This window comes from Pseudarthrobacter sp. CCNWLW207 (assembly GCF_037203945.1).
GTDB lineage: Bacteria > Actinomycetota > Actinomycetes > Actinomycetales > Micrococcaceae > Arthrobacter.
Genome location: NZ_JBBCBS010000005.1, coordinates 349,360 through 370,278, shown reverse-complemented (window position 1 = coordinate 370,278; position 20,919 = coordinate 349,360). Strand labels below are relative to the sequence as shown.

General features: G+C 64.5%; 19 protein-coding genes and 1 tRNA gene. 16 read left to right on the top strand and 4 right to left on the bottom strand.

The features are described from left to right. Positions 1-39: 39 nt before the first annotated feature. Both V9L17_RS11420 and V9L17_RS11415 read right to left on the bottom strand, forming a co-directional pair. The gene (locus tag V9L17_RS11420; protein WP_337351505.1) at positions 40-753 is read right to left on the bottom strand and encodes a response regulator; all 714 of its coding nucleotides are present in this window, start codon (positions 751-753) and stop codon (positions 40-42) included. Further along, positions 750-2,390 (bottom strand): sensor histidine kinase, encoded by a 1,641-nt coding sequence (locus V9L17_RS11415; RefSeq protein WP_337351504.1) that lies wholly within the window; start codon positions 2,388-2,390, stop codon positions 750-752. The genes V9L17_RS11420 and V9L17_RS11415 overlap by 4 nt, the downstream gene beginning before the upstream one ends. 141 nt (positions 2,391-2,531) lie before the next feature. Here V9L17_RS11415 and V9L17_RS11410 point away from each other — a divergent pair, with 141 nt between their 5' ends. From V9L17_RS11410 to V9L17_RS11365, 10 genes are all read left to right on the top strand, one after another. Then, positions 2,532-3,878: a cation:dicarboxylate symporter family transporter gene (locus V9L17_RS11410; protein WP_337351503.1), complete on the top strand. Its 1,347-nt coding sequence runs from the start codon at positions 2,532-2,534 to the stop codon at positions 3,876-3,878. Positions 3,879-4,137: 259 nt separating this feature from the next. Then, positions 4,138-5,037: a ParA family protein gene (locus V9L17_RS11405; protein WP_104140710.1), complete on the top strand. Its 900-nt coding sequence runs from the start codon at positions 4,138-4,140 to the stop codon at positions 5,035-5,037. Positions 5,038-5,044: 7 nt separating this feature from the next. Then, a complete protein-coding gene (locus V9L17_RS11400; RefSeq protein ID WP_337351502.1) occupies positions 5,045-5,857 on the top strand; it encodes a segregation and condensation protein A in 813 nt (270 codons plus the stop codon). Beyond that, positions 5,854-6,516, top strand: a complete 663-nt coding sequence (gene scpB, locus V9L17_RS11395; protein ID WP_337351501.1) for an SMC-Scp complex subunit ScpB — start codon at positions 5,854-5,856, stop codon at positions 6,514-6,516. The genes V9L17_RS11400 and scpB overlap by 4 nt, the downstream gene beginning before the upstream one ends. Before the next feature lie 111 nt (positions 6,517-6,627). Then, complete coding sequence (locus V9L17_RS11390) at positions 6,628-7,821, top strand: pseudouridine synthase (protein ID WP_337351500.1); 1,194 nt, start codon at positions 6,628-6,630, stop codon at positions 7,819-7,821. Between the two features lie 3 nt (positions 7,822-7,824). Continuing rightward, the gene (locus V9L17_RS11385; protein ID WP_337347720.1) at positions 7,825-8,934 is read left to right on the top strand and encodes a prephenate dehydrogenase; all 1,110 of its coding nucleotides are present in this window, start codon (positions 7,825-7,827) and stop codon (positions 8,932-8,934) included. After that, complete coding sequence (gene cmk, locus V9L17_RS11380; protein ID WP_337347721.1) at positions 8,934-9,647, top strand: (d)CMP kinase; 714 nt, start codon at positions 8,934-8,936, stop codon at positions 9,645-9,647. Before V9L17_RS11385 ends, cmk begins: the two co-directional genes overlap by 1 nt. A 31-nt stretch (positions 9,648-9,678) precedes the next feature. After that, positions 9,679-10,356: a lysophospholipid acyltransferase family protein gene (locus V9L17_RS11375; RefSeq protein ID WP_337347853.1), complete on the top strand. Its 678-nt coding sequence runs from the start codon at positions 9,679-9,681 to the stop codon at positions 10,354-10,356. Positions 10,357-10,366: 10 nt separating this feature from the next. Beyond that, on the top strand, positions 10,367-11,917 hold the full coding sequence (gene der / locus V9L17_RS11370; RefSeq protein ID WP_337351499.1) for a ribosome biogenesis GTPase Der: 1,551 nt from the start codon (positions 10,367-10,369) through the stop codon (positions 11,915-11,917). A gap of 146 nt (positions 11,918-12,063) precedes the next feature. Then, a tRNA-Pro gene (locus V9L17_RS11365) sits at positions 12,064-12,140 on the top strand. 50 nt (positions 12,141-12,190) lie between these two features. On the opposite strand, the gene V9L17_RS11360 is transcribed toward V9L17_RS11365, so the two are convergent. Beyond that, positions 12,191-13,060, bottom strand: a complete 870-nt coding sequence (locus V9L17_RS11360; protein WP_337351498.1) for an Fpg/Nei family DNA glycosylase — start codon at positions 13,058-13,060, stop codon at positions 12,191-12,193. Positions 13,061-13,177: 117 nt separating this feature from the next. Here V9L17_RS11360 and gcvH point away from each other — a divergent pair, with 117 nt between their 5' ends. The 5 genes from gcvH to V9L17_RS11335 all read left to right on the top strand — a co-directional run bounded on the left by gcvH (position 13,178) and on the right by V9L17_RS11335 (position 16,255). After that, the gene (gcvH, locus tag V9L17_RS11355; protein ID WP_337347724.1) at positions 13,178-13,564 is read left to right on the top strand and encodes a glycine cleavage system protein GcvH; all 387 of its coding nucleotides are present in this window, start codon (positions 13,178-13,180) and stop codon (positions 13,562-13,564) included. A gap of 143 nt (positions 13,565-13,707) precedes the next feature. Continuing rightward, on the top strand, positions 13,708-14,178 hold the full coding sequence (locus V9L17_RS11350) for an FHA domain-containing protein (protein ID WP_337347854.1): 471 nt from the start codon (positions 13,708-13,710) through the stop codon (positions 14,176-14,178). 23 nt (positions 14,179-14,201) lie between these two features. Beyond that, positions 14,202-14,918 (top strand): transcriptional regulator FtsR, encoded by a 717-nt coding sequence (ftsR, locus tag V9L17_RS11345; protein WP_337347725.1) that lies wholly within the window; start codon positions 14,202-14,204, stop codon positions 14,916-14,918. After that, entirely contained in the window at positions 14,918-15,421 is a 504-nt protein-coding gene (locus V9L17_RS11340; protein WP_066285823.1) for a bifunctional nuclease family protein, read from the top strand. The genes ftsR and V9L17_RS11340 overlap by 1 nt, the downstream gene beginning before the upstream one ends. A 237-nt stretch (positions 15,422-15,658) precedes the next feature. Further along, complete coding sequence (locus tag V9L17_RS11335; RefSeq protein ID WP_066290467.1) at positions 15,659-16,255, top strand: MerR family transcriptional regulator; 597 nt, start codon at positions 15,659-15,661, stop codon at positions 16,253-16,255. A 68-nt stretch (positions 16,256-16,323) separates the two neighbouring features. On the opposite strand, the gene V9L17_RS11330 is transcribed toward V9L17_RS11335, so the two are convergent. Beyond that, a complete protein-coding gene (locus tag V9L17_RS11330) occupies positions 16,324-17,145 on the bottom strand; it encodes a ParA family protein (protein ID WP_337351497.1) in 822 nt (273 codons plus the stop codon). Between the two features lie 304 nt (positions 17,146-17,449). On the opposite strand from V9L17_RS11330, the gene V9L17_RS11325 reads away from it, so the two are divergent. Beyond that, positions 17,450-20,845: a pyruvate carboxylase gene (locus V9L17_RS11325; protein WP_337351496.1), complete on the top strand. Its 3,396-nt coding sequence runs from the start codon at positions 17,450-17,452 to the stop codon at positions 20,843-20,845. Positions 20,846-20,919 lie beyond the last annotated feature (74 nt).

Here is a 20,919-nt window from a genome sequence, read left to right as displayed (position 1 = left end):
AAATTAGCTGCTATGTATACATTGCGGGGGTCTTGGCTGTTAGCGGCCGCTCCAACGGTATTCGTTTTCGGGCCGGCCCGGGGTGCCGTAACGCGGTGCCCGGGAGGCCGTTCCGGCGTCCGCGAGGTATTCCAGGTAGCGCCGCGCGGTAACCCTTGACATGCCCAGTGCCTCCATCACCTCGGTGGCAGAGACGGCTTCGGACCGTCCCTTCATAAACTCTTGTACTGATACAAGCGTGGAAATGGACAATCCCTTGGGCAGCGGCATCTCGGACGGGGCCCGGAGGCTGGCGAATGCCTGGTCAACGTCACTTTGTGAGGCCCCGGATTTTTTGGAGCCCGGCTCGGGGCTGGCCAGCTGCTGCCGGAAGAGCCGGTAGCTGGCGAGCTTGTCGGCAAAAGTGGCGTACGTAAACGGTTTGATCAGGTATTGCACTACCCCGATTGCTACGGCGCTCCGGACGATGGCGAGTTCCCGGACAGCCGTAATGGCGATGATGTCTGCCAGGATCCCTGCCGCACGCATCCGCCTGGCGATGTCCAGGCCATGGAGGTCCGGGAGGTTCATGTCCAACAGGACGAGTTCAACAGGGTCTCCCGAGGCGACGAACTCGGAGAGCAGCCGCAAGGCGGATTGGCCGTCAGGGGCGGTGCCGGCCAGGGTGAAGCCCTCCAGCCTGCCCACATAGGCCGCGTGCGCCGCGGAGGCCACCGGCTCGTCCTCAACAACGAGGACGCGGATATCGCTCACTGGAACTGCTCCTCTTTGTCGGTTCCGGCGGCAATGGCCGGAAGGAAGACATGGAACTGTGCCCCATCCGTGCCTGTGATGGTCATGGTACCGTCCAGCCGCTGCACCGCCTGCCGCACCAGGGCCAGGCCCACGCCGCGGCCGAAGGGGCCGGTCGCCTTGGTGCTGAAGCCATGCTTGAAGATATTGTCGACGGCGGCCGGGTCGATTCCCGGACCTGAATCCTTGACAGTGATGTCGAGGCCCTCGACATCGGACTCCACCGTTAGCTCCACGCGCTTGGGGGAATTGCCGTCCGCCGCGGCGTCGATCGCGTTGTCCAGCAGGTTGCCGAGAATGGTGACGAGGTCCTGGACCGCCAGTCCTGCCACCGAAGCGGACCCCATGGTGGTCAGGGTCAGTTTAACGCCGCGTTCGTTGGCTTCCGCGGCCTTTCCCATGATCAACGCGCTCAGTACGGGCTCGTCCACGGAGCTGACCATCTCGTCGGTCAGCTGCTGGCTGAGCTCCAGGTCCTTGGTGGCGAACTCGAGTGCCTCGCGGGTTCGGCCCAGCTCCAGCAGGGAAACCATGGTGTGCAGCCGGTTGGCGTGTTCGTGGGTCTGCGCGCGGAGGGCGTCGGAGAGCGTCTTCATGGTTTCGAGTTCACTTCCGAGCGACTCGATCTCCGTCCGGTCCCGGATGGTGGCCACGGTCCCGTACACCGCGGGGCGGCGGGTTCCGGGGGAATCCGGTGCCTGGGCGGGGCCCTGATTCACCACCACAATCCGGGGGCCAGTCAGGTGGATCTCGTCGTGGGCGGTGCGGCCGGATTCAAAGAGATCTTTCAGGCTCTCCGTGAGTGGGAGGTCCGAGAGGGCAGGAGGTCGGGACGGGTCATCCCCCGAACCATGGGGGACAAGTCCCAGCAGTTCGGCTGCCTGGTCGTTGTACATCACCACGCGGCCCCGGGTGTCGATCAGGATGAGGCCCTCGCGGACAGAATGGAGGACGGACTCGTAGTAGGCAAACAGCTGGGCGAGCTGCTCCGGCCCCCATCCACGGGTTACCCGGCGCAGGTAGCGGCCCAGCAGCCAGGAAGCTAGGGACCCGCCCAGCAGCAGCGCCAGGCCCAAGGCCAGCAGTGCGGGCAACCGCCCGGACAGGGCAACGTCCACCGTCCGGACCGTTACCCCCGCGGCAACCAGTGCCTTGACGTTGCCCGCCGCGTCCTTGACCGGAGCAATGGTGCGCACCGACGGCCCCAGCGTCCCGGCCGTCACCTCGGTGAACACTTCGCCTCGAAGCGCGGCATCGATCGAGCCGATGTAGGGCCGGCCGAGTTCCTCGTCCCGGGGATGCGTCCAGCGTGTCCGGTCAGTTGCCATGATGGTGACGAAGTCTGCCCCTGATCCGGCCATGACGTCGAGGGCATACGGCTGCAGCAACGCCGAGGGATCCGGGGTGTCCGCAGCCTCCAGGACCAGCGGGTTGGCCGCGATCGCGGCGGCCACTCCGGTCATTCTGCGTCCGGCCTCCTCGTAACTGCGGTCCCGGGCGTCAATATACGTGGCGGTTCCCCCGATACCGATGAACGCCAGCACAATGACCAGGTTCGCCACAAAGAGCCTGCGGGCGATACTCCAGCGGTGGATCATCAAGCACCTCCCATGACCAATATGAACGCAACGGTGAGCTAAGTCACGACCTGCCCAATGATGGATATCACACCGGACCGACGCGATGAGCCCAGAGAATGCGCCGCAGCGTCTACCAGATTATCCATAAGGAGACACATCATGGCTTCTCAACGAGGAGAGTCAGCAGCGCCTGCCAAGGCCGCCCGCAAGGGCCTGGACAAATCCCACTACCTCTACATTGCCGTCATTGCCGCAGTGATCCTGGGCGCCCTCGTCGGTCTGCTGTTCCCCGAAGTCGGCAAATCACTGAAACCGCTCGGCGACGGCTTCATCAAGCTCATCAAGATGATGATCGCACCCATCATCTTCTGCACGATCGTCCTGGGCATCGGCTCCATCGCCAAGGCTGCCACCGTCGGCAAGGTGGGCGGCTTGGCCCTTGGCTACTTCGTCCTCATGTCCACCTTTGCCTTGGGTATCGGCCTTGTGGTCGGCAACCTGATCCACCCGGGTGAGGGTTTGAAGCTGGCGGCCTACGACCCCAATAAGAAGGCCGAAGTAGACAGCACGGTTGCTTTCCTCCTGGGTATCATTCCGGGCGACATCCCCGTCCTGCCCACACTCTTCGCCGCCATCCTCGTAGGCTTCGCCCTCCAGAAGATGGGCGCGCAGGGCGCTCCTGTCATCAAAGCCATCGGCCACGGCCAGGTGGTTGTGTTCAGGATCCTGATCATGATCATGTGGCTTGCTCCGGTGGGCGCCTTCGGTGCCATCGCTGCTGTAGTCGGCGCCACTGGCTTCGCGGCAATCGTGAGCATGTTCACCCTCATGGCTGCCTTCTACATCACTTGCGCCCTCTTCATCGTGGTGATCCTCGGCGGCCTGCTCCAGGTAGTGACCGGCGTCAACATCTTCAAGCTGATGAAGTACCTGGCCCGCGAATACCTCCTGATCTTCTCCACCTCTTCCTCCGAAGCAGCCCTGCCGCGCCTGATCGCCAAGATGGAGCACCTGGGTGTCTCCAAGCCGGTGGTGGGTGTCACCGTCCCGACGGGCTACTCCTTCAACCTGGACGGCACCGCCATCTACCTGACAATGGCGTCGCTGTTCGTCGCCAACGCTATGGGAACCCCGCTGGATCTCGGCGCCCAGTTGTCGCTCCTGATCTTCATGATCATCGCCTCCAAGGGTGCAGCCGGTGTCACCGGTGCAGGCCTGGCCACGCTGGCCGCCGGACTGCAGGCCCACAAGCCGGAGCTTCTTGGCGGCGTCGGCATGATCGTCGGAATCGACCGCTTTATGTCCGAAGCCCGCGCCCTGACCAACTTCACGGGCAACGCTGTTGCCACCCTCCTGATCGGCACGTGGGTCAAAGAGATCGACAACGGGCAGGTTGGCCGCGTCCTCTCCGGCGAGGTTCCTTTCGACGAGGAGACCATGATCGCTGGCCACGGCGAGCCGGTGGAGCGCCCGGTTGAAGCCAAGCCGGTACCGGCCACCGTCTAGGTAACCGTCCGGGCGAAGGCCCGCTGGCCAAGCCGGAATACCATCCGCCAAGACGCCCGTACAGCCCCGGCTGTACGGGCGTTTTGCGCGCGAGGAAGCCTAACCTTCGACCTCTACCAGAAGGTAAAGGCTCAGAATGCACGCAAAGTCAAGTTCCCTCGAATACCGTGTCGGGGCCTGTAGCCTTGGTGAAAAGCAGGAACGGCGCTGGACTTCCAGCGGCAGGTAAATCACCGTCATCGAAAGTGTGGATAGATACGTGAGCAGCGAACAGGGTTCGGCAACTCTGGAAGGCACGGAACTCGATCTGGAAGACGCCGTGATGGGTCCCACCGGGCGCCCCCACCGCGAATTTCCGGAACCCGCCCCGCTGTCCTCCCACGGTCCGGCGCGCGTGATCGCCATGGTCAACCAAAAAGGCGGCGTCGGCAAGACCACCTCCACCATCAACCTGGCAGCAGCCCTTGCTGAATATGGCCGCCGGGTGCTGTTGGTTGACTTTGATCCGCAGGGTGCCCTCTCAGCCGGCCTCGGCGTCAACCCGCACGAACTCGACCTCACTGTCTACAACGTCCTGATGGACCGCAAGGTCGATATCCGCGACGCCATCCACCAGACCGGCGTTGAAAACGTCGACCTGCTGCCCGCCAATATCGACCTCTCTGCCGCGGAAGTGCAGCTGGTCAACGAGGTTGCCCGCGAGCAGGTCCTGGACAGGGCCCTGAAGAAGGTCGAAGACGACTACGACGTCGTCCTCATCGACTGCCAGCCCTCGCTGGGCCTGCTGACGGTCAATGCCCTGACTGCCGCCCATGGCGTGATCATTCCGCTGATCTGCGAGTTCTTTGCCCTCCGCGCCGTTGCCCTCCTGGTGGAGACCATCGACAAAGTCCAGGACAGGCTCAATCCTCGCCTCCAGGTGGACGGCGTCCTCGCCACGATGTATGACGCCCGCACGCTCCACAGCCGTGAAGTCATCACCCGCTTGGTGGAGGCCTTCGGAGACAAGGTGTTCGAAACCGTGATCAAGCGCTCCATCAAGTTCGCTGACGCCACCGTGGCCGCCGAGCCGATCACCAGCTACGCCGGCAACCACATCGGCGCGGATGCCTACCGCCGCTTGGCCAAAGAGCTGATTTCGCGCGGCGGCGCACCCTAGCCAGGCGGTGGCTGAGTCCAAGCCCGGCTTTGAGGTGCGGCTGGCCAACTTCACGGGTCCGTTCGACCTCCTGCTGGGCCTCATCGCCAAGCACCAGCTGGATATCACCGAGGTGGCCATTGCCACTGTCACCGATGAGTTCATCAAATACATCCGGAACCTGCAGAAGCTGGGGGAGGACTGGGCTCTGGACGAGGCCAGCGAGTTCCTCGTCATTGCGGCCACATTGCTGGATCTCAAGGCCGCCCGGCTCCTGCCCGCCGGCGAAGTCGAGGACGACGACGACATTGCCCTCCTCGAGGCCAGGGACCTCCTCTTTGCCCGCCTCCTGCAGTACAAGGCGTTCAAGCAGGTCGCGGGCCTGATCGGCAGGACCCTGGAAGAGGAGGCCCGGCGTTTTCCGCGCCAGGTTGCCCTGGAAGAGCACTTCGCCGCCATGCTCCCCGAGTTGGTCTGGAAGCACACGCCCCAACAGTTCGCCCGGCTGGCCGAAGCCGCGCTGGAACCCAAGGCTCCCAAGCCCACTGAAGTTGGGCTGGGCCACCTGCACGGCAGCGCCGTTAGTGTGAAGGAGCAGGCAGAAATAATGGGCCTGCGCCTCCAGCTGGGGAATCCGTTGACCTTCCGTGCGCTGATCGCCGACGCCGAGTCCACGCTGGTGGTAGTGGCGCGTTTCCTGGCACTGCTGGAAATGTTCCGCGACAAGGCGGTGTCCTTCGACCAGCTGAGCCCGCTGGGCGACCTGACGGTGCACTGGACGGCAGACGGCCGGGACTGGTCCACCGAGAACCTGAGTGAAGAATACGAGGAGCAGCCGTGACCGAAGATGACTCTGCGTCCGCAGGAGATGAAGGCCTTGACGTCCGGAACCTCCCGGGCGGAGCGAAAGCCGCGGTCGAAGCTGTGCTGATGGTGCTGGACCAGCCAGCCACCGCCACCGAACTCGCCGCAGGCCTGAACCTGACTGTCGCCGTCGTCGAGCAGTTGCTGGCGGAACTGCAGCGTGAGTATAACGGCTATACTGTTAAAGCCCCGGACATGGACGTTGCCAGCGATGCTGGCTTCAGCGCCAGCCCCCGGGGTTTTGAATTGCGGAACATCGCCGGTGGCTGGCGGATCTACTCACGCACGGACTTCGCCGACATCGTCGGCCGGTTTGTGCTGGAGGGCCAGACTGCCAGGCTCACGCAGGCGGCGCTGGAAACTTTGGCCGTCATCGCCTACCGGCAGCCCGTTTCCCGGGCGAGGGTGTCTGCAATTCGGGGAGTAAACGTTGATTCGGTCGTGCGGACACTGACGCAGCGCGGGCTGGTCGAAGACGCCGGAAACGATCCGGAGTCAGGCGCCGTCCTGTACCGGACCACATCGTACTTCCTGGAGCGGATGGGAATAGGCTCCGTGGCTGAGTTGCCTCAGCTTTCACCCCATCTTCCGGGGCTTGAAGGCATCGAGGAGTTCTACGACGCCGGAAGAATGTAGGCGGGGCATCCTGCCTGCACACAAGAGTATTCATCAGGGCAGATTTATTCTGCACGGCTGGCTAGTGTTGTCCTTGGACAACGTGCCGGTCAAAATATCGAAGGACGGGTCATGACACAGGCGGGACGCCAGGGTTCACCACGTAACAGTTCAGGACGTAACAGTTCAGGACGTAATTCACCACAGGGCGCAGCGGGCGGCGGTTTCCGCGGCGCCGCCGGAAAGCGCAATGCCGGGTTCGGCGGCGGCGACCGCCCCCACAAGGCACCCAAGCCCCGCGAGGAACGCTTTGTCGATCCCGACGAGGCAGCCGCAGGCCAGCCCGCCCGCGGCGCATCCGACTGGAAGCCGGCCGCCCCCTCATCGCGGAAGCCTGCCGCCCGCAAACCGGGCGCCAAGAAGGCTCCCGGCACGCCCGGCGCGCTCAAGCCCAAACCACGCACGGGCAAGCCGGGGGCAGCGGCATCCCGCGCGTTCGGCAGTGAACGGTTCGGACAGAACCTTGGCCCCGTGCGCAAGCCTTCGCGCAAGCGCGGTCCCCGCGGCGACGTCCCGCAGTCTGAATTGCACGACGCCGATGGCATCCGCCTGCAAAAGGTCATGGCACAGGCCGGCGTCGCCTCACGACGGGTCTGCGAAGAGATGATCACTGAGGGCCGCGTCGAGGTCGATGGCCAGGTTGTCACCGAACTGGGTGTCCGGGTGGACCCCAAGACCGCTGTCATCCACGTCGACGGACTCCGCATCCAGCTGGACGAAAACCTCGTCTACATGGTCTTCAACAAGCCCAAAGGCGTCGTGTCCACTATGGAAGACCCCGACGGCCGCCCCTGCATCAGCGATTTTGTGCGGAAGACCCACCAGGGCGAACGCCTGTTCCACGTCGGCCGGCTGGACGTCGCCACCGAAGGGCTGCTGCTGCTCACGAACGACGGCGAACTTGCCAACCGCCTGACGCACCCGTCCTACGAGGTTCCCAAGACCTACCTGGTGCAGGTCCGTGGACCGTTCCCGCAGGGAATCGGCGCCCAGCTACGGGAAGGCGTGGAACTCGAAGACGGCTTCGCCTCCGTTGACTCCTTCAAGCTGGTGGACTCCACCCCGGGCCACGTGCTGATCGAAGTGGTCCTGCACTCTGGCAAGAACCGGATTGTCCGGCGCTTGTTCGATGCCGTGGGCTTCCCCGTGCTGCGCCTGGTGCGCGTCAAGGTGGGTCCCATCGGGCTGGGCGACCAGCGACAGGGCAGCATCCGGAACCTGGGCAAGCAGGAAGTCGGCCACCTGCTGGCATCCGTAGGGCTCTGACGCATGTCCGCTTTTCGTACGTACGGCCGCGGACACCTGAACGGACCGGTCGTAGTGATCGGCACGGGGCTGCTCGGCGCCAGCATCGGGCTGGGGCTGCGTGGCCGCGCCGTGCCTGTGTACCTGTCTGACCCGTCGCCCACCAACCAGGCAGTGGCCGTCGATATCGGGGCGGGGCTGCCGCTGGCGGAACTTGAAGGCGCCGCACCGGAACTCGTGGTCGTGGCGGCGCCACCGGATGTGACCGCCGACGTCGTCGCGGGCGCATTGGCGCAGTACCCAGAATCCGTTGTGGTGGACATCGCCAGCGTTAAGGCTGACATTCTGGCTGACCTGCGCGCCCGTGGTGCGGACCTTTCCCGCTATGTTGGCAGCCACCCCATGGCCGGCCGGGAAAAGTCCGGGCCTGTTGCGGCCCGGGGAGAACTGTTCACGTCCATGCCGTGGGTGGTTTGTCCGTCGGATGAGTCCTCGGCTGAAGCCACGCGGGTGGCGCGGGCCTTGGCCTCGGACTTGGGGGCCGTGGTTTCCCAGTTCACGGCAGACGAACATGATGAGGCTGTGGCCCTCGTCTCGCACCTGCCGCAGGTGATGTCCTCGTTGCTGGCCAGCCGCCTGCAGGGAACGCCGCTGCACGCACTCTCGCTTGCAGGCAACGGCCTGCGGGACGTCACCCGGATCGCCGCGAGCGATCCCACATTGTGGGTGCAGATCCTGGGCGGCAACGCCCGGAAAGTGGTGGAGATCCTCTACGGTGTCCGCGAGGACCTGAACCGCCTCATTGGCACGCTGGAGGCGCCCGGCGCACCGGGCGCGCGGCTGGATCTCGCCCAGCTGATCAGCGAAGGCAACGCCGGCCAAGCACGCATTCCCGGTAAACACGGCGGCCCGCCGCAGGCCTACTCCTGGCTCACCGTCCTGGTGGACGACAAGCCGGGGCAGATCGCCCTTCTCCTCACCGAGATCGGCGAGATCGGCGTCAACGTGGAAGACCTCCGGCTGGACCATTCGTCAGGCCAGAATGTCGGCATGGTGGAGCTCTCCGTCCTGCCCAACAAACACGACCACCTGATCGAAGCACTCAACGACCGCGGATGGCGGGTACTGCAGTAATGACACAGGAACTCCTCGACACCCTGCCCGCCCTGCGCGTGGGACGGCCCCTCGTCGTGGCAATCGACGGACCGTCAGGCTCCGGCAAGTCCAGCGTGAGCAAGGAAGTTGCGCGCCGGCTGCGGCTCGCCTATTTGGACACAGGGGCCATGTACCGGGCGCTGACGTGGTTCTGCGTGAACACCGGAGTCGACCTCAACGACGCCGCGGCCGTGGAGCAGGCTGCACGGGACCTCGTGTTGGAGCTAAGCACCAGTCCCCACGAGGACTACGTGCGGGTTGATGGGGTCGACGTTGCCGACGCCATCCGCGAACCTGCCATTTCCTCGGCCGTCAGTTCCGTGGCCACAACGCTGGGTGCGCGGACCGAGCTGATCCGCCGCCAGCGTGAGCTGATTGAAAAGCACCTCCGCCGGATGGTGGTGGAAGGTCGGGACATTACTACCGTCGTCGCGCCCGGGGCAGAAGTCCGGATGTTGCTGACCGCCAGCGAGGAAGCCAGGCTTCGCCGTCGCGGCATCCAGCTCGGGGGTACCCAGAACGCCGAGCAGCTCGCCGCCCAGGTAATCCACCGCGACGCCAAGGATTCCACGGTGGTGAATTTCACCCAGGCCGCCGATGGAGTGGTGACGCTGGATTCCTCGGACTTGGACTTCGAAGAAACCGTGGACGCCGCCCTCGTGATTGTCACCAAGGTCCTCAACCGTGACTGACGGCGGCGCGAAGCTCCCCGCCGGCTGGACCATGGCTTGGAGCCGGCCGGTTGGCTGGATCCTGGACCATGCGGTGTACCGCACGTCGGTGACCGGCCGGGACAATGTCCCTACCGGGGGACCAGTGATCTTTGCCGGCAACCACATCAGTTTCCTGGACGGGCCGGTGATGTTCGGTGCGTCGCCACGTCCGATGCACATCCTGGTCAAGAAAGAGATGTTCAAAGGTTTCCTCGGCCGGGTCCTGCGGGCATCCGGCCAGCTTCCCGTGGACCGTTCCGGCGACCGTGCGGCGCTGTTGCTCTGCAAGGACGTGCTCGACGCCGGCCGTTGCGTCGGGATTCTGCCCGAAGGTACCCGGGGGAGCGGCCAGGCAACGGACATCAACAATGGCGTGGCATGGCTGGCGCTGAACTCGGGGGCGCCGGTAGTACCGGTGGCCATCCTGGGGACAAGGACCGGCGATGAACACCTGGACACTGTTCCCAGGCCGGGGCGGCGGTTCCATGTCAGCTTCGGCGATGCCCTGACGCTAAGCCGCAATCCCGGTGAAACCGGGCGTGCTTCAATGGACAGGGCGGGAATGGAAATCCGCGCTGCGCTGGCAGGGCACGTCCAGGATGCAATCAGACTCAGTGGGCAGCCTTTGCCCCACGCGGACCAACCGCTTGAACCAGCAGTAGCCGGGACGCCGGCAGATGACCACTAAGGAAAGTGCAATGAGCGATACGACTCAAACCTCCGGCCACTTCGGCGCCGGCGAAGACGAATACACGCCCACCGGCACAGACCAGGTGGCCGAGCGGCTGGCTGCCCTGGACGACGAAGAAGCAGAGACGCGCGCAGCGTCCCTCCGTGCGGGCCTGGAAGACTACGAACTTGATGAGGACGACGCCGCCCTGCTCAGCGGCGGGTACGACGACGAGGACTTCGACGGTCCGGTCAAGCTGGACCCCGTCCTGGCCATTATCGGGCGCCCGAACGTGGGCAAGTCCACCCTGGTAAACCGCATCCTGGGCCGCCGCGAAGCCGTGGTGGAAGATACTCCGGGCGTTACCCGGGACCGGGTGATGTACTCGGCTCACTGGAACGGGCGCAACTTCACGCTCGTGGACACCGGCGGCTGGGAGCACGATGCCCGCGGCATCCACGCCCGCGTGGCCGAGCAGGCTGAGATGGCCGTCGAACTTGCCGACGCCGTGCTGTTCGTTGTTGACTCCGCCGTGGGCGCAACTGCCACGGATGAGGGTGTCATGAAGATGCTCCGCCGCAGCAAGAAACCCGTCATCATGGTGGCGAACAAGGTGGACGACTTTGCCCAGGAGGCCGACTCGGCCACACTGTGGGGCCTCGGCTTTGGCGAGCCGTACCCGGTCTCCGCCCTGCACGGACGGGGTGTCGCCGACCTCCTGGACCATGTCATGGACACCCTCCCGGAGTTCTCCACGATCGAAGGACTGGAGCGCTCGGGCGGCCCGCGCCGCATCGCGCTGATCGGACGCCCCAACGTGGGCAAGTCTTCCCTGCTGAACAAGCTGGCAGGCTCGGAGCGTGTGGTGGTGGACAACACCGCCGGCACCACGCGCGACCCCGTGGATGAGTTCATCGAACTCGGTGGCCGTACTTGGCGGTTCGTTGACACGGCCGGCATCCGGCGCCGCCAGCACATGGCCCAAGGCGCCGACTACTACGCTTCGCTGCGTACCCAGGCTGCCTTGGAGAAGGCGGAAGTCGCCGTCGTCCTGCTGGCCGTGGACGAAGTCCTCAGCGAACAGGACGTCAGGATCCTGCAGTTGGCCATCGAATCCGGCCGGGCGCTGGTCCTGGCGTTCAACAAGTGGGACCTGCTCGACGACGAACGCCGGACGTACCTGGAGCGCGAAATTGAACAGGACCTGGCCCACGTGGCCTGGGCGCCCCGGGTCAACATTTCCGCGCTGACGGGCTGGCACAAGGACCGCCTGGTCCCTGCTTTGGACCTTGCCTTGGAGAGCTGGGACAAGCGCATCCCCACCGGGCGCCTGAATGCCTTCCTCGGCGAACTCGTGGCGGCACACCCCCACCCCGTCCGTGGCGGAAAGCAGCCCCGCATCCTGTTCGGCACCCAGGCATCCAGCCGCCCGCCGAAGTTCGTCCTGTTCACCACCGGGTTCCTTGACCCCGGATACCGCCGCTTCATCACCCGCCGCCTGCGGGAGACGTTCGGCTTCGAAGGCACACCCATCGAGGTCAACATGCGCGTCCGCGAAAAGCGCGGCAAGAACCGTTAATTGCGACACACCAGCTGATCGATGCCGGAAAGTGTCACAGGCACCCTCTGGCATCGTGTAAGCTTTTCAAGGTGGTTCGGCCGGACTGCTGAGTTGAAATCCTGGCTAACATCAGGAGTAAACGCAGCGGAGAACGGCGGAACTAACGGGCTGTAGCGCAGCTTGGTAGCGCACTTGACTGGGGGTCAAGGGGTCGCAGGTTCAAATCCTGTCAGCCCGACCAAAAACGGAAGCACCCCGGAGAATTTCTCCGGGGTGCTTTTGCGTTTGCTGTTATTTCAGGAACTTTGAAGTCCGCCGGTCCGCCAGGACCTTTCCATTGGTCTGGCATGTGGGGCAGTACTGGAGCGAGGTGTCCGCGAACGAAACTTCGCGGACCGTGTCCCCGCATACCGGGCAGGACTCACCCGTCCGGGCGTGGACCCGCATGTGGCTCCGTTTGACGTCCTTCAGTTCGCTGGGCGGCTTGCCGCGGGCTTCGGTTAGCGCCGTGCCAAGGACACTGTGGATGGCGTCGTAGAGAACCTGGACCTGCCCCTGGTCGAGGGACTTGGAGATCGCGAAGGGCGATATTTTTGCGGCGTGCAGGATCTCGTCGCTGTAGGCGTTTCCGATTCCGGCGATGACACTTTGGCTACGCAGGAGCCCCTTGATCTGTTGGGAACTGGAGCGGAGGATCCCGGCCAGCGTATCGGCGTCGAACTCCGCACTGAAGGGATCCGGGCCAAGCGCGGCGATTCCAGGCACATCCTGTGGCTCGCGCACTACGTAGACTGCCAGGCTCTTCTTGGTGCCGGCTTCGGTGAGGTCCATCCCGTGCCGGCCATTGTCACCGGAAAAGGCCATCCGGACAGCGATGTGGCCTTTGCCCTTACGGAGCTCAGAGTTGCTCGGCGAGTCCGTGAAGCGGACCCAGCCGGCCCGTGCGAGATGAAAAACCAGCGACAAGCCGCCGGTGTCAACGCAGATGAATTTGCCGAAGCGGCGGACCCCTGTCACGGCCCGGCCGTACAACTCGGTATAAGGCGGATCCGCCGTCTTCAACACGGCGAAGGACACAACCTGGACCTGGTCCAGGACCGTACCGCGCAGATGGCCGTCCAGATAGTCAGCCAGGCCTGCAACCTCCGGAAGCTCGGGCATGCCCCCATCATGTCAGAATCCTCCTCGAACGCCCTGGGAGTTGTGCCTATACTTTCAGCGGCGGCTTGTTTTGCAGGCCCCGTTGACATTGGTGTTTGACTCGACGAAAGGCCCCAGATGAGCAACATTCCCGAAGACCTGTCCTACACCGCAGAGCACGAATGGGTGTCCGCGCCCAACGCCGATGGCGTGGTCCGCGTGGGCATCACCGACTTCGCCCAGGACGCCCTCGGAGACGTTGTCTACGCACAGATGCCCGAGGTGGGTACCAAGATCACCGCGAACGAGGTAGTGGGCGAAGTCGAGTCCACCAAGAGCGTGAGCGACATTTACGCCCCGGTCAGCGGGGAAGTCGTTGCACGCAACGACTCCCTGGACACCGATTCTGCCCTGATCAACTCCGATCCCTACGGTGACGGCTGGCTCATTGAAGTCAAACTGGCTGAAGCTGACGCTGTGGAGTCGCTGCTCAGTGCATCGGAGTACGAACAACAGGTAGGCTGAAAGCTAACCGGTTCATCCGGTCCGGCCACACGACGTCTTCGCACGTCAATGGCCGGATCCGGCGTCCGGAACCGGGCCTGCGAAGCAGGCCCGGAGGGGACATGTTGACTGCAGGTGACGCTGCAGCGGAAGAGGAGGAAGCCATGGTTGGCCACAAGCAAAACCCTGCCGATGGGGATTACGGTACAGGCAAGGCTTCGGAGACCACCTCGATCCATCTCACGCCCGTCACCGAAGAACCCACCATTACCCCCAAGCTCTCAATGGACGAGCGCAGCTCCGTCGAGGCGCTGCCGGCCGGGTCGGCGCTGTTGATTGCCCACAGTGGCCCCAACGCCGGTGCCCGCTTCCTGCTGGACTCTGACGTCACCACCGCCGGGCGCCACCCTGACGCCGACATCTTCCTGGACGACGTCACCGTTTCCCGCCGCCATGTTGAGTTTCGTCGAACGCCGCGCAGCTTCGAAGTGGTGGACAAAGGCAGCCTCAACGGCACGTATGTCAACCACGATCGCGTGGACAGCGTTGAACTGAAGTCCGGAAGCGAAGTCCAGATCGGCAAATTCCGCCTCACCTTCTACCTGAGCCCTGCCCGCGCTGCAGGCCGCGTCTGATCCCGGGGCAGTTGCCTGTGGCAATGGCACAACCGGAACGCCGGGGACCGCAGGTCCTGAACATCGGGGAAGTTCTCGCCCAGCTCAGCGGGGAGTTTCCTGGAATGACTGCGTCGAAAATCAGGTTCCTGGAAGAGAAGGGACTTATCAATCCGCGCCGTACCCCGGCGGGGTACCGGCAGTACTCAGACGGCGACGTCGAACGCCTCCGGTTTGTTCTGGCACTTCAGCGGGACCAATATCTTCCCCTCAAAGTCATCAAGGACTACCTCGACGCGATCGACAGGGGAGAACGGCCGGAGAACCTTCCGCCCGGCGTCGTGGTTTCACCGCGGATCGTCTCAGATGAGCTGGCAGCCGAGCTGCAGAACCGTGGCCGGAAGCTCAGCGAGGAGCAGCTTCGGACCGAGTCCGGAGCCAGTGTCCCGCTGCTGCAGTCGCTGCTTAGCTTCGGGCTGATCAGCCACAGCAACGGCAAATTTGATGAGCACGCCCTGCAGGTGGCGCGCGCCTGCGTACAGCTGGAAAGCCACGGCCTGGAACCGCGGCACCTGCGGCCATTCCAAGCCGCGGCCGAACGTGAATTCGGGCTCGTGGAGCGTGCAGTGGCGCCCCTCGCATCGCGCAAGGACTCGGCGTCCCAGGCCCGTGCGGCCGAAGCGGCCCGCGAAATCAGCGACCTCTGCCTCACCCTGCACCGGGCCCTGGTGCAGGATCACATCTCACGCATGGACATCTGATGATCGAAGTCGAGATCGTAGGGGTTCGGATCGAACTTCCCTCCAACCAGCCGCTGGTGCTGCTTCGCGAGATCCACGGCGAACGCCACGTGCCCATCTGGATCGGCACGCCGGAGGCCAGTGCCATCGCCCTGGCCCAGCAGGGCGTGGTCCCACCCCGCCCCATGACGCACGACCTCCTCGTCGACGTCGTTGAATCCCTGGGCCACTCCGTAGTCAGCGTTAACATCGTGGCCGTCGAGGACAACATCTTCTACGGCCAGCTGCAGTTCGAGAACGGAACCACCGTCAGCTCACGTGCCTCAGATGCGCTGGCCATCGCGCTGCGGGCCAAGTGCCGGATCTGGTGTGCCGACTCCGTGATGGATGAGGCCGGGGTCCGCATCACCGAACACGATGAAGGCGAAGACACCGAGCCCGGGCCAACGGTAGATGAAGAACGTGAATTGCGCCGCTTCCGGGAGTTCCTGGACGACGTTGAACCGGAAGATTTCGACGGCTGACATCACGTTAAGGTTAAAGTTGAGGCTGAAAGTTTCGACACGCCCTGCCAAACAGCCGCACGTCTTTGACCTTGGGTCTTTGCAGGCCTAACGTCGAAGGTATCAAGTTCCCATTGCTTACGGCAGCCGCGCAAGTCACACTGTAAGGTGCGACCCCAGGAAATTACATGCATGGACTTCGTTCCGGTTCAGGCTGCCGCAGTTTTCCCCCGGGAGCTTATGACAAGGAGGATCCAGGTGAGTCCCAAAGGCGAAGCAGGCGAGCTGAAACAGCCCTCGACGGCTGGTGTTGCCGTGCCCGCGAGCGGTGCCCAGGGCCTTCTGTTTACCGAAGATCTGCCAGTTCTCGACGAAGACGCGGGTTACCGCGGACCGACTGCCTGCAAGGCGGCCGGAATCACCTATCGGCAGCTTGATTACTGGGCACGTACCGGCCTCGTGGAACCTGCCGTTCGAGGTGCTGCCGGCTCCGGTTCGCAGCGGTTATACGGTTTCCGGGACATCCTTGTCCTGAAGGTGGTTAAGCGGCTCCTCGATACCGGGGTCTCGTTGCAGCAGATCCGGACCGCGGTGGAACACCTGCGGGAACGGGGCGTGGAAGACCTCGCCCAGATCACGCTGATGAGCGACGGCGCCAGTGTCTATGAGTGCACGTCCGCCGATGAAGTCATCGATCTCGTCCAGGGTGGCCAGGGCGTGTTTGGCATTGCGGTCGGCCGAGTGTGGCGGGAGGTCGAAGGCAGCCTGGCGTCCCTCCCGAGCGAGCATGCGGCCGAACAGTCCTTTCCGGACGACGAACTCAGCAAGCGCCGTGCTGCCCGAAAAACCGGCTAAACCCTAGAACTTCAAAGGCCACCTTCCAAAGGAAGGTGGCCTTTTTCACGTCTTCCGCATTGCGGCGCCTAGCGCTGGCTGCGGCTCCGCAGCCCGTTGCCGACGGCGAGGAGGTTGGCCAGCAGGGTATCGAAGAGCGCGGCAGCCGATTTCGCCGAGTCACCCGGCCAGTGGTGCACGGGATGCGCCGCACCCTGGATCTGCTGCCAGTTCGCCTGTTCGGGGATGCGGGGGCTAAGCAGGAGTTCGCCGAACATCGATTCCATCTCAGCAAGCCGGTAGGTGTGCTCGGAGGAGCCGGTGCGCACCCGGTTGGCTACGATGCCGGCGGGTGAAAGGTTCGGGGCGAACTCCTGCCGGAACAGTTGGATGGCCCGCATGGTACGTTCGGTTCCCGCCACGGAGAACAGCCCCGGCTCGGCCACCAGCGCCACCTTGTCGCTGGCCGACCAGGCCATCCTGGTCAGGCCGTTGAGGGAAGGCGGGCAGTCGATCAGGACAAGCTCGTAGTGATCTGCGCCGGCCAGCACAGTTGAGAGCCGGCGGAGGTCGCGGCGGCCCAGGTCGGGGCGGTCGTAGATGCCGGTATATGCGGAGCCGACGGCGACATCCAGGACGGCAGGCCCGGAACCGTTTGAATGCGTCCGGGCCGTCCAACTGCTTCCCACCACGTTTTCCGCGAGTTTGGCCTTGCGCGGGCTCTTGAGCATTCGCCCGATGTCCAGCTGGTCGCCGGGCTGTACGCCCAGTGCCGTGGTCGCATCCGCGTGGGGATCGAGGTCCACCACCAATGTGGGGATGCCCGCGGCAAGCGCCGCAGACGCCAATCCTGTGGTGACGGAAGTCTTGCCGACTCCGCCCTTGAGGCTGCTGATGCTGACTACTTGCACTTGAGAGACCAAAACCTAACGCCGGCTGCCGTGTTGGGGGTAATGTTTGCTCCGGCAGTGCCGAAGCCGGACGGCTCCTGCCGCCCTACTCATCATATGTGGATGCGCCGGCGATTCCTGCTTTATCGGGCGTCGGCATGGCACCTCGGCATGATGGCAACAGCTGGGCCCGGCGATCCCGGTCAAAGCTCCCGGGACATGACGGTAAGTTCTGTGATGGTGGCCACAATGATTTGTATTTCTAAGCGCGGGTCTTAGACACTGTGACCACTTACCGATACACCCGCAATGATGCAGGAGAAGTATGTTTTCCAAGATTCTGGTGGCCAACCGCGGCGAAATCGCGATCAGGGCATTCCGCGCCGGCTACGAGCTGGGCGCCAAGACCGTTGCTGTTTTTCCGAACGAGGACCGTAACTCGATCCACCGCCAGAAGGCCGATGAGGCTTATCTGATCGGTGAGGAAGGCCATCCGGTCAGGGCTTACCTTGACGTGGCCGAAGTGGTCCGTGTGGCCAAGGAGTCCGGTGCTGACGCCATCTACCCTGGCTACGGATTCCTCTCCGAGAACCCGGACCTTGCCCGTGCCGCGAAGGAAGCGGGCATTACGTTCGTTGGTCCGCCGGCTGAAGTCCTGGAGCTCGCAGGCAACAAGGTTGCCGCCCTGGAAGCTGCCCGGAAGGCAGGCGTCCCGGTCCTGAAGTCCAGCCAGCCGTCGAAGGACCTCGATGAGCTCATCGCCGCGGCCGACGAGATCGGGTTCCCCATTTTCGCCAAGGCAGTAGCCGGCGGCGGCGGGCGCGGCATGCGCCGGGTGGACACGCGCGAAGCCCTTCCGGAAGCCCTGCAGTCCGCCATGCGCGAAGCGGATGCGGCGTTCGGTGATCCCACCATGTTCCTGGAGCAGGCCGTCCTGCGGCCGCGGCACATCGAGGTCCAGATCCTCGCCGATGCCGAAGGCAACGTCATGCACCTCTTTGAGCGTGACTGTTCCATCCAGCGCCGCCACCAGAAGGTTATTGAGATCGCCCCCGCGCCCAACCTTGACGAGGGGATCCGCCAGGCGCTGTACCGGGATGCGGTTAAGTTCGCCAAGGCACTGAACTACGTCAACGCCGGTACGGTCGAGTTCCTGGTCGATACCGTCGGTGAACGGGCCGGCCAGCACGTGTTCATTGAGATGAACCCACGCATCCAGGTGGAGCACACTGTTACCGAAGAAGTCACGGACGTGGACCTGGTGCAGGCACAGCTGCGGATCGCCTCCGGCGAAACGCTCGCGGACCTGGGACTCTCCCAGGAGACGGTCCAGCTCAAGGGCGCAGCCCTGCAGTGCCGCATCACCACCGAGGACCCTGCCAACGGGTTCCGGCCGGACGTCGGGAAGATCACCGGCTACCGCTCTGCCGGCGGCGCCGGTGTAAGGCTCGACGGCGGCACCGTGTACTCAGGTGCCGAAATCAGCCCGCACTTCGACTCCATGCTGGTGAAGCTCAGCTGCCGTGGCCGCGATTACCCTGCCGCCGTGGCCCGCGCCCGCCGTGCCCTTGCCGAGTTCCGAATCCGTGGCGTCTCCACCAACATTTCGTTCCTGCAGGCGGTCCTGGACGATCCCGACTTCATTGCCGGCAACGTGGCGACCAACTTCATCGACGAACGCCCCCAGCTCCTGAAAGCCCGGGTTTCCGCTGACCGCGGCACCAAGCTGCTGACCTGGCTGGCCGAGGTCACGGTGAACAAGCCGAACGGCGAGCTCACCGTCCACTCCAACCCCGCAGCCAAGCTGCCTTCGGTTGCAGGCACGCAACCTCAGCCGGGATCCCGCCAGCGGCTCCTGGAACTGGGCCCGGAGGGCTTCGCCAAGGCTCTTCGTGAGCAGACAGCGGTGGCTGTCACAGACACCACCTTCCGCGACGCCCACCAGTCCCTGCTCGCTACCAGGGTCCGGACCCGCGACCTGGTAGCTGCGGGCCCGGCCGTCACTGCCCTGCTCCCGGAATTGCTCTCCGTTGAGGCCTGGGGCGGCGCCACCTACGACGTCGCGCTGCGCTTCCTCGGCGAGGACCCGTGGGACCGCCTTGCCGCGCTCCGGAAGGCGCTGCCGAACGTCTGCCTGCAGATGCTGCTCCGTGGCCGGAACACCGTGGGCTACACCCCGTACCCCGAAGAGGTCACGGAGGCGTTTGTCAATGAGGCAGCCGCCACCGGCATCGACATCTTCCGGATTTTCGACGCCCTGAACGACGTCAACCAGATGGCCCCCGCAATCCGTGCAGTCCGGGCCACCGGCACCGCGGTCGCCGAGGTAGCCCTCTGCTACACGGGCGACCTCCTGAACCCGGATGAGAAGCTGTACACGCTCGAGTACTACCTCGAGCTGGCCCAGAGGATTGTGGACGCCGGCGCTCACATCCTTGCCATCAAGGACATGGCCGGCCTGCTCCGTCCAGCTGCCGCCGCGAAACTGGTGGCCGCACTCCGTGAGCGGTTCGACCTTCCGGTCCACCTGCACACCCACGACACCGCCGGAGGCCAGCTGGCAACCCTCCTGGCAGCCGTGGACGCGGGTGTGGATGCGGTAGACGTGGCATCCGCCTCGCTGGCCGGAACCACCAGCCAGCCCTCGGCGTCGGCCCTCGTGGCGGCGCTGGCGCACACCCCGCGTGACACCGGGCTGAGCCTGGCAGCCGTGAGCTCCCTGGAGCCCTACTGGGAGGCTGTGCGGCGCGTCTATGCGCCGTTCGAATCGGGCCTGCCGGGCCCCACCGGCCGGGTTTACCAGCACGAAATCCCGGGCGGCCAGCTCTCCAACCTCCGCCAGCAGGCCATGGCGCTGGGCCTGGGGGAGCGCTTCGAAGCCATCGAGGACATGTACACCGCGGCGGACCGCATCCTGGGCCGCCTGGTGAAGGTCACGCCCTCCTCGAAGGTCGTGGGCGACCTCGCGCTCCACCTCGTCGGACTCAACGCCGACCCCGCGGACTTTAACGAGAACCCGCAGAACTACGACATCCCCGACTCCGTCATCGGCTTCCTGTCCGGTGAACTCGGCGACCCGCCCGGAGGCTGGCCGGAACCGTTCCGGACCAAGGCCCTCCAGGGCCGCAGCATCAAGGTCCGCGACGTGGAGCTCAGCCCCGAGGACAGCGCCGCACTGCAGGGCGATTCCAAGACCCGCCAGCACACGCTGAACCGGCTGCTCTTCGACGGTCCCACCAAGGACTACCTCAAGAGCGTGGAAACGTATGGCAACATCTCTGTGCTGGACACCAGGGATTACCTCTACGGCCTGCAGCGCGGGCAGGAGCACGAGATCCAGCTGGAAAAGGGCGTTCGCCTGATCGCCTCGCTGGAAGCGGTGTCCGAGCCGGACGAAAAGGGCATGCGCACGGTCATGTGCACGCTCAACGGGCAGTCCCGCCCTGTCGTCGTCCGTGACCGTTCAGTGGTGAGCAACGTCAAAGCCGCCGAGAAGGCGGACCCGGCCCAGCCGGGCCACGTCGCCGCGCCGTTCGCCGGTGCGGTCACTGTCACCGTCAAGGCCGGCGATACGGTCAATGCCGGTGACACCGTTGCCACTATCGAAGCGATGAAGATGGAAGCCTCGATTACGACGCCGGTGGGCGGCAAGGTTTCACGCCTCGCCATCTCCACTGTCGAGCAGGTCCAGGGCGGGGATCTGCTCCTGGTGGTCGAGTAACTGCCAGGGCTGAAGTTCCGCAGCAACCGCATTAACTGAAAAGGTCCTCCCGGCTCACGCCGGGAGGACCTCTT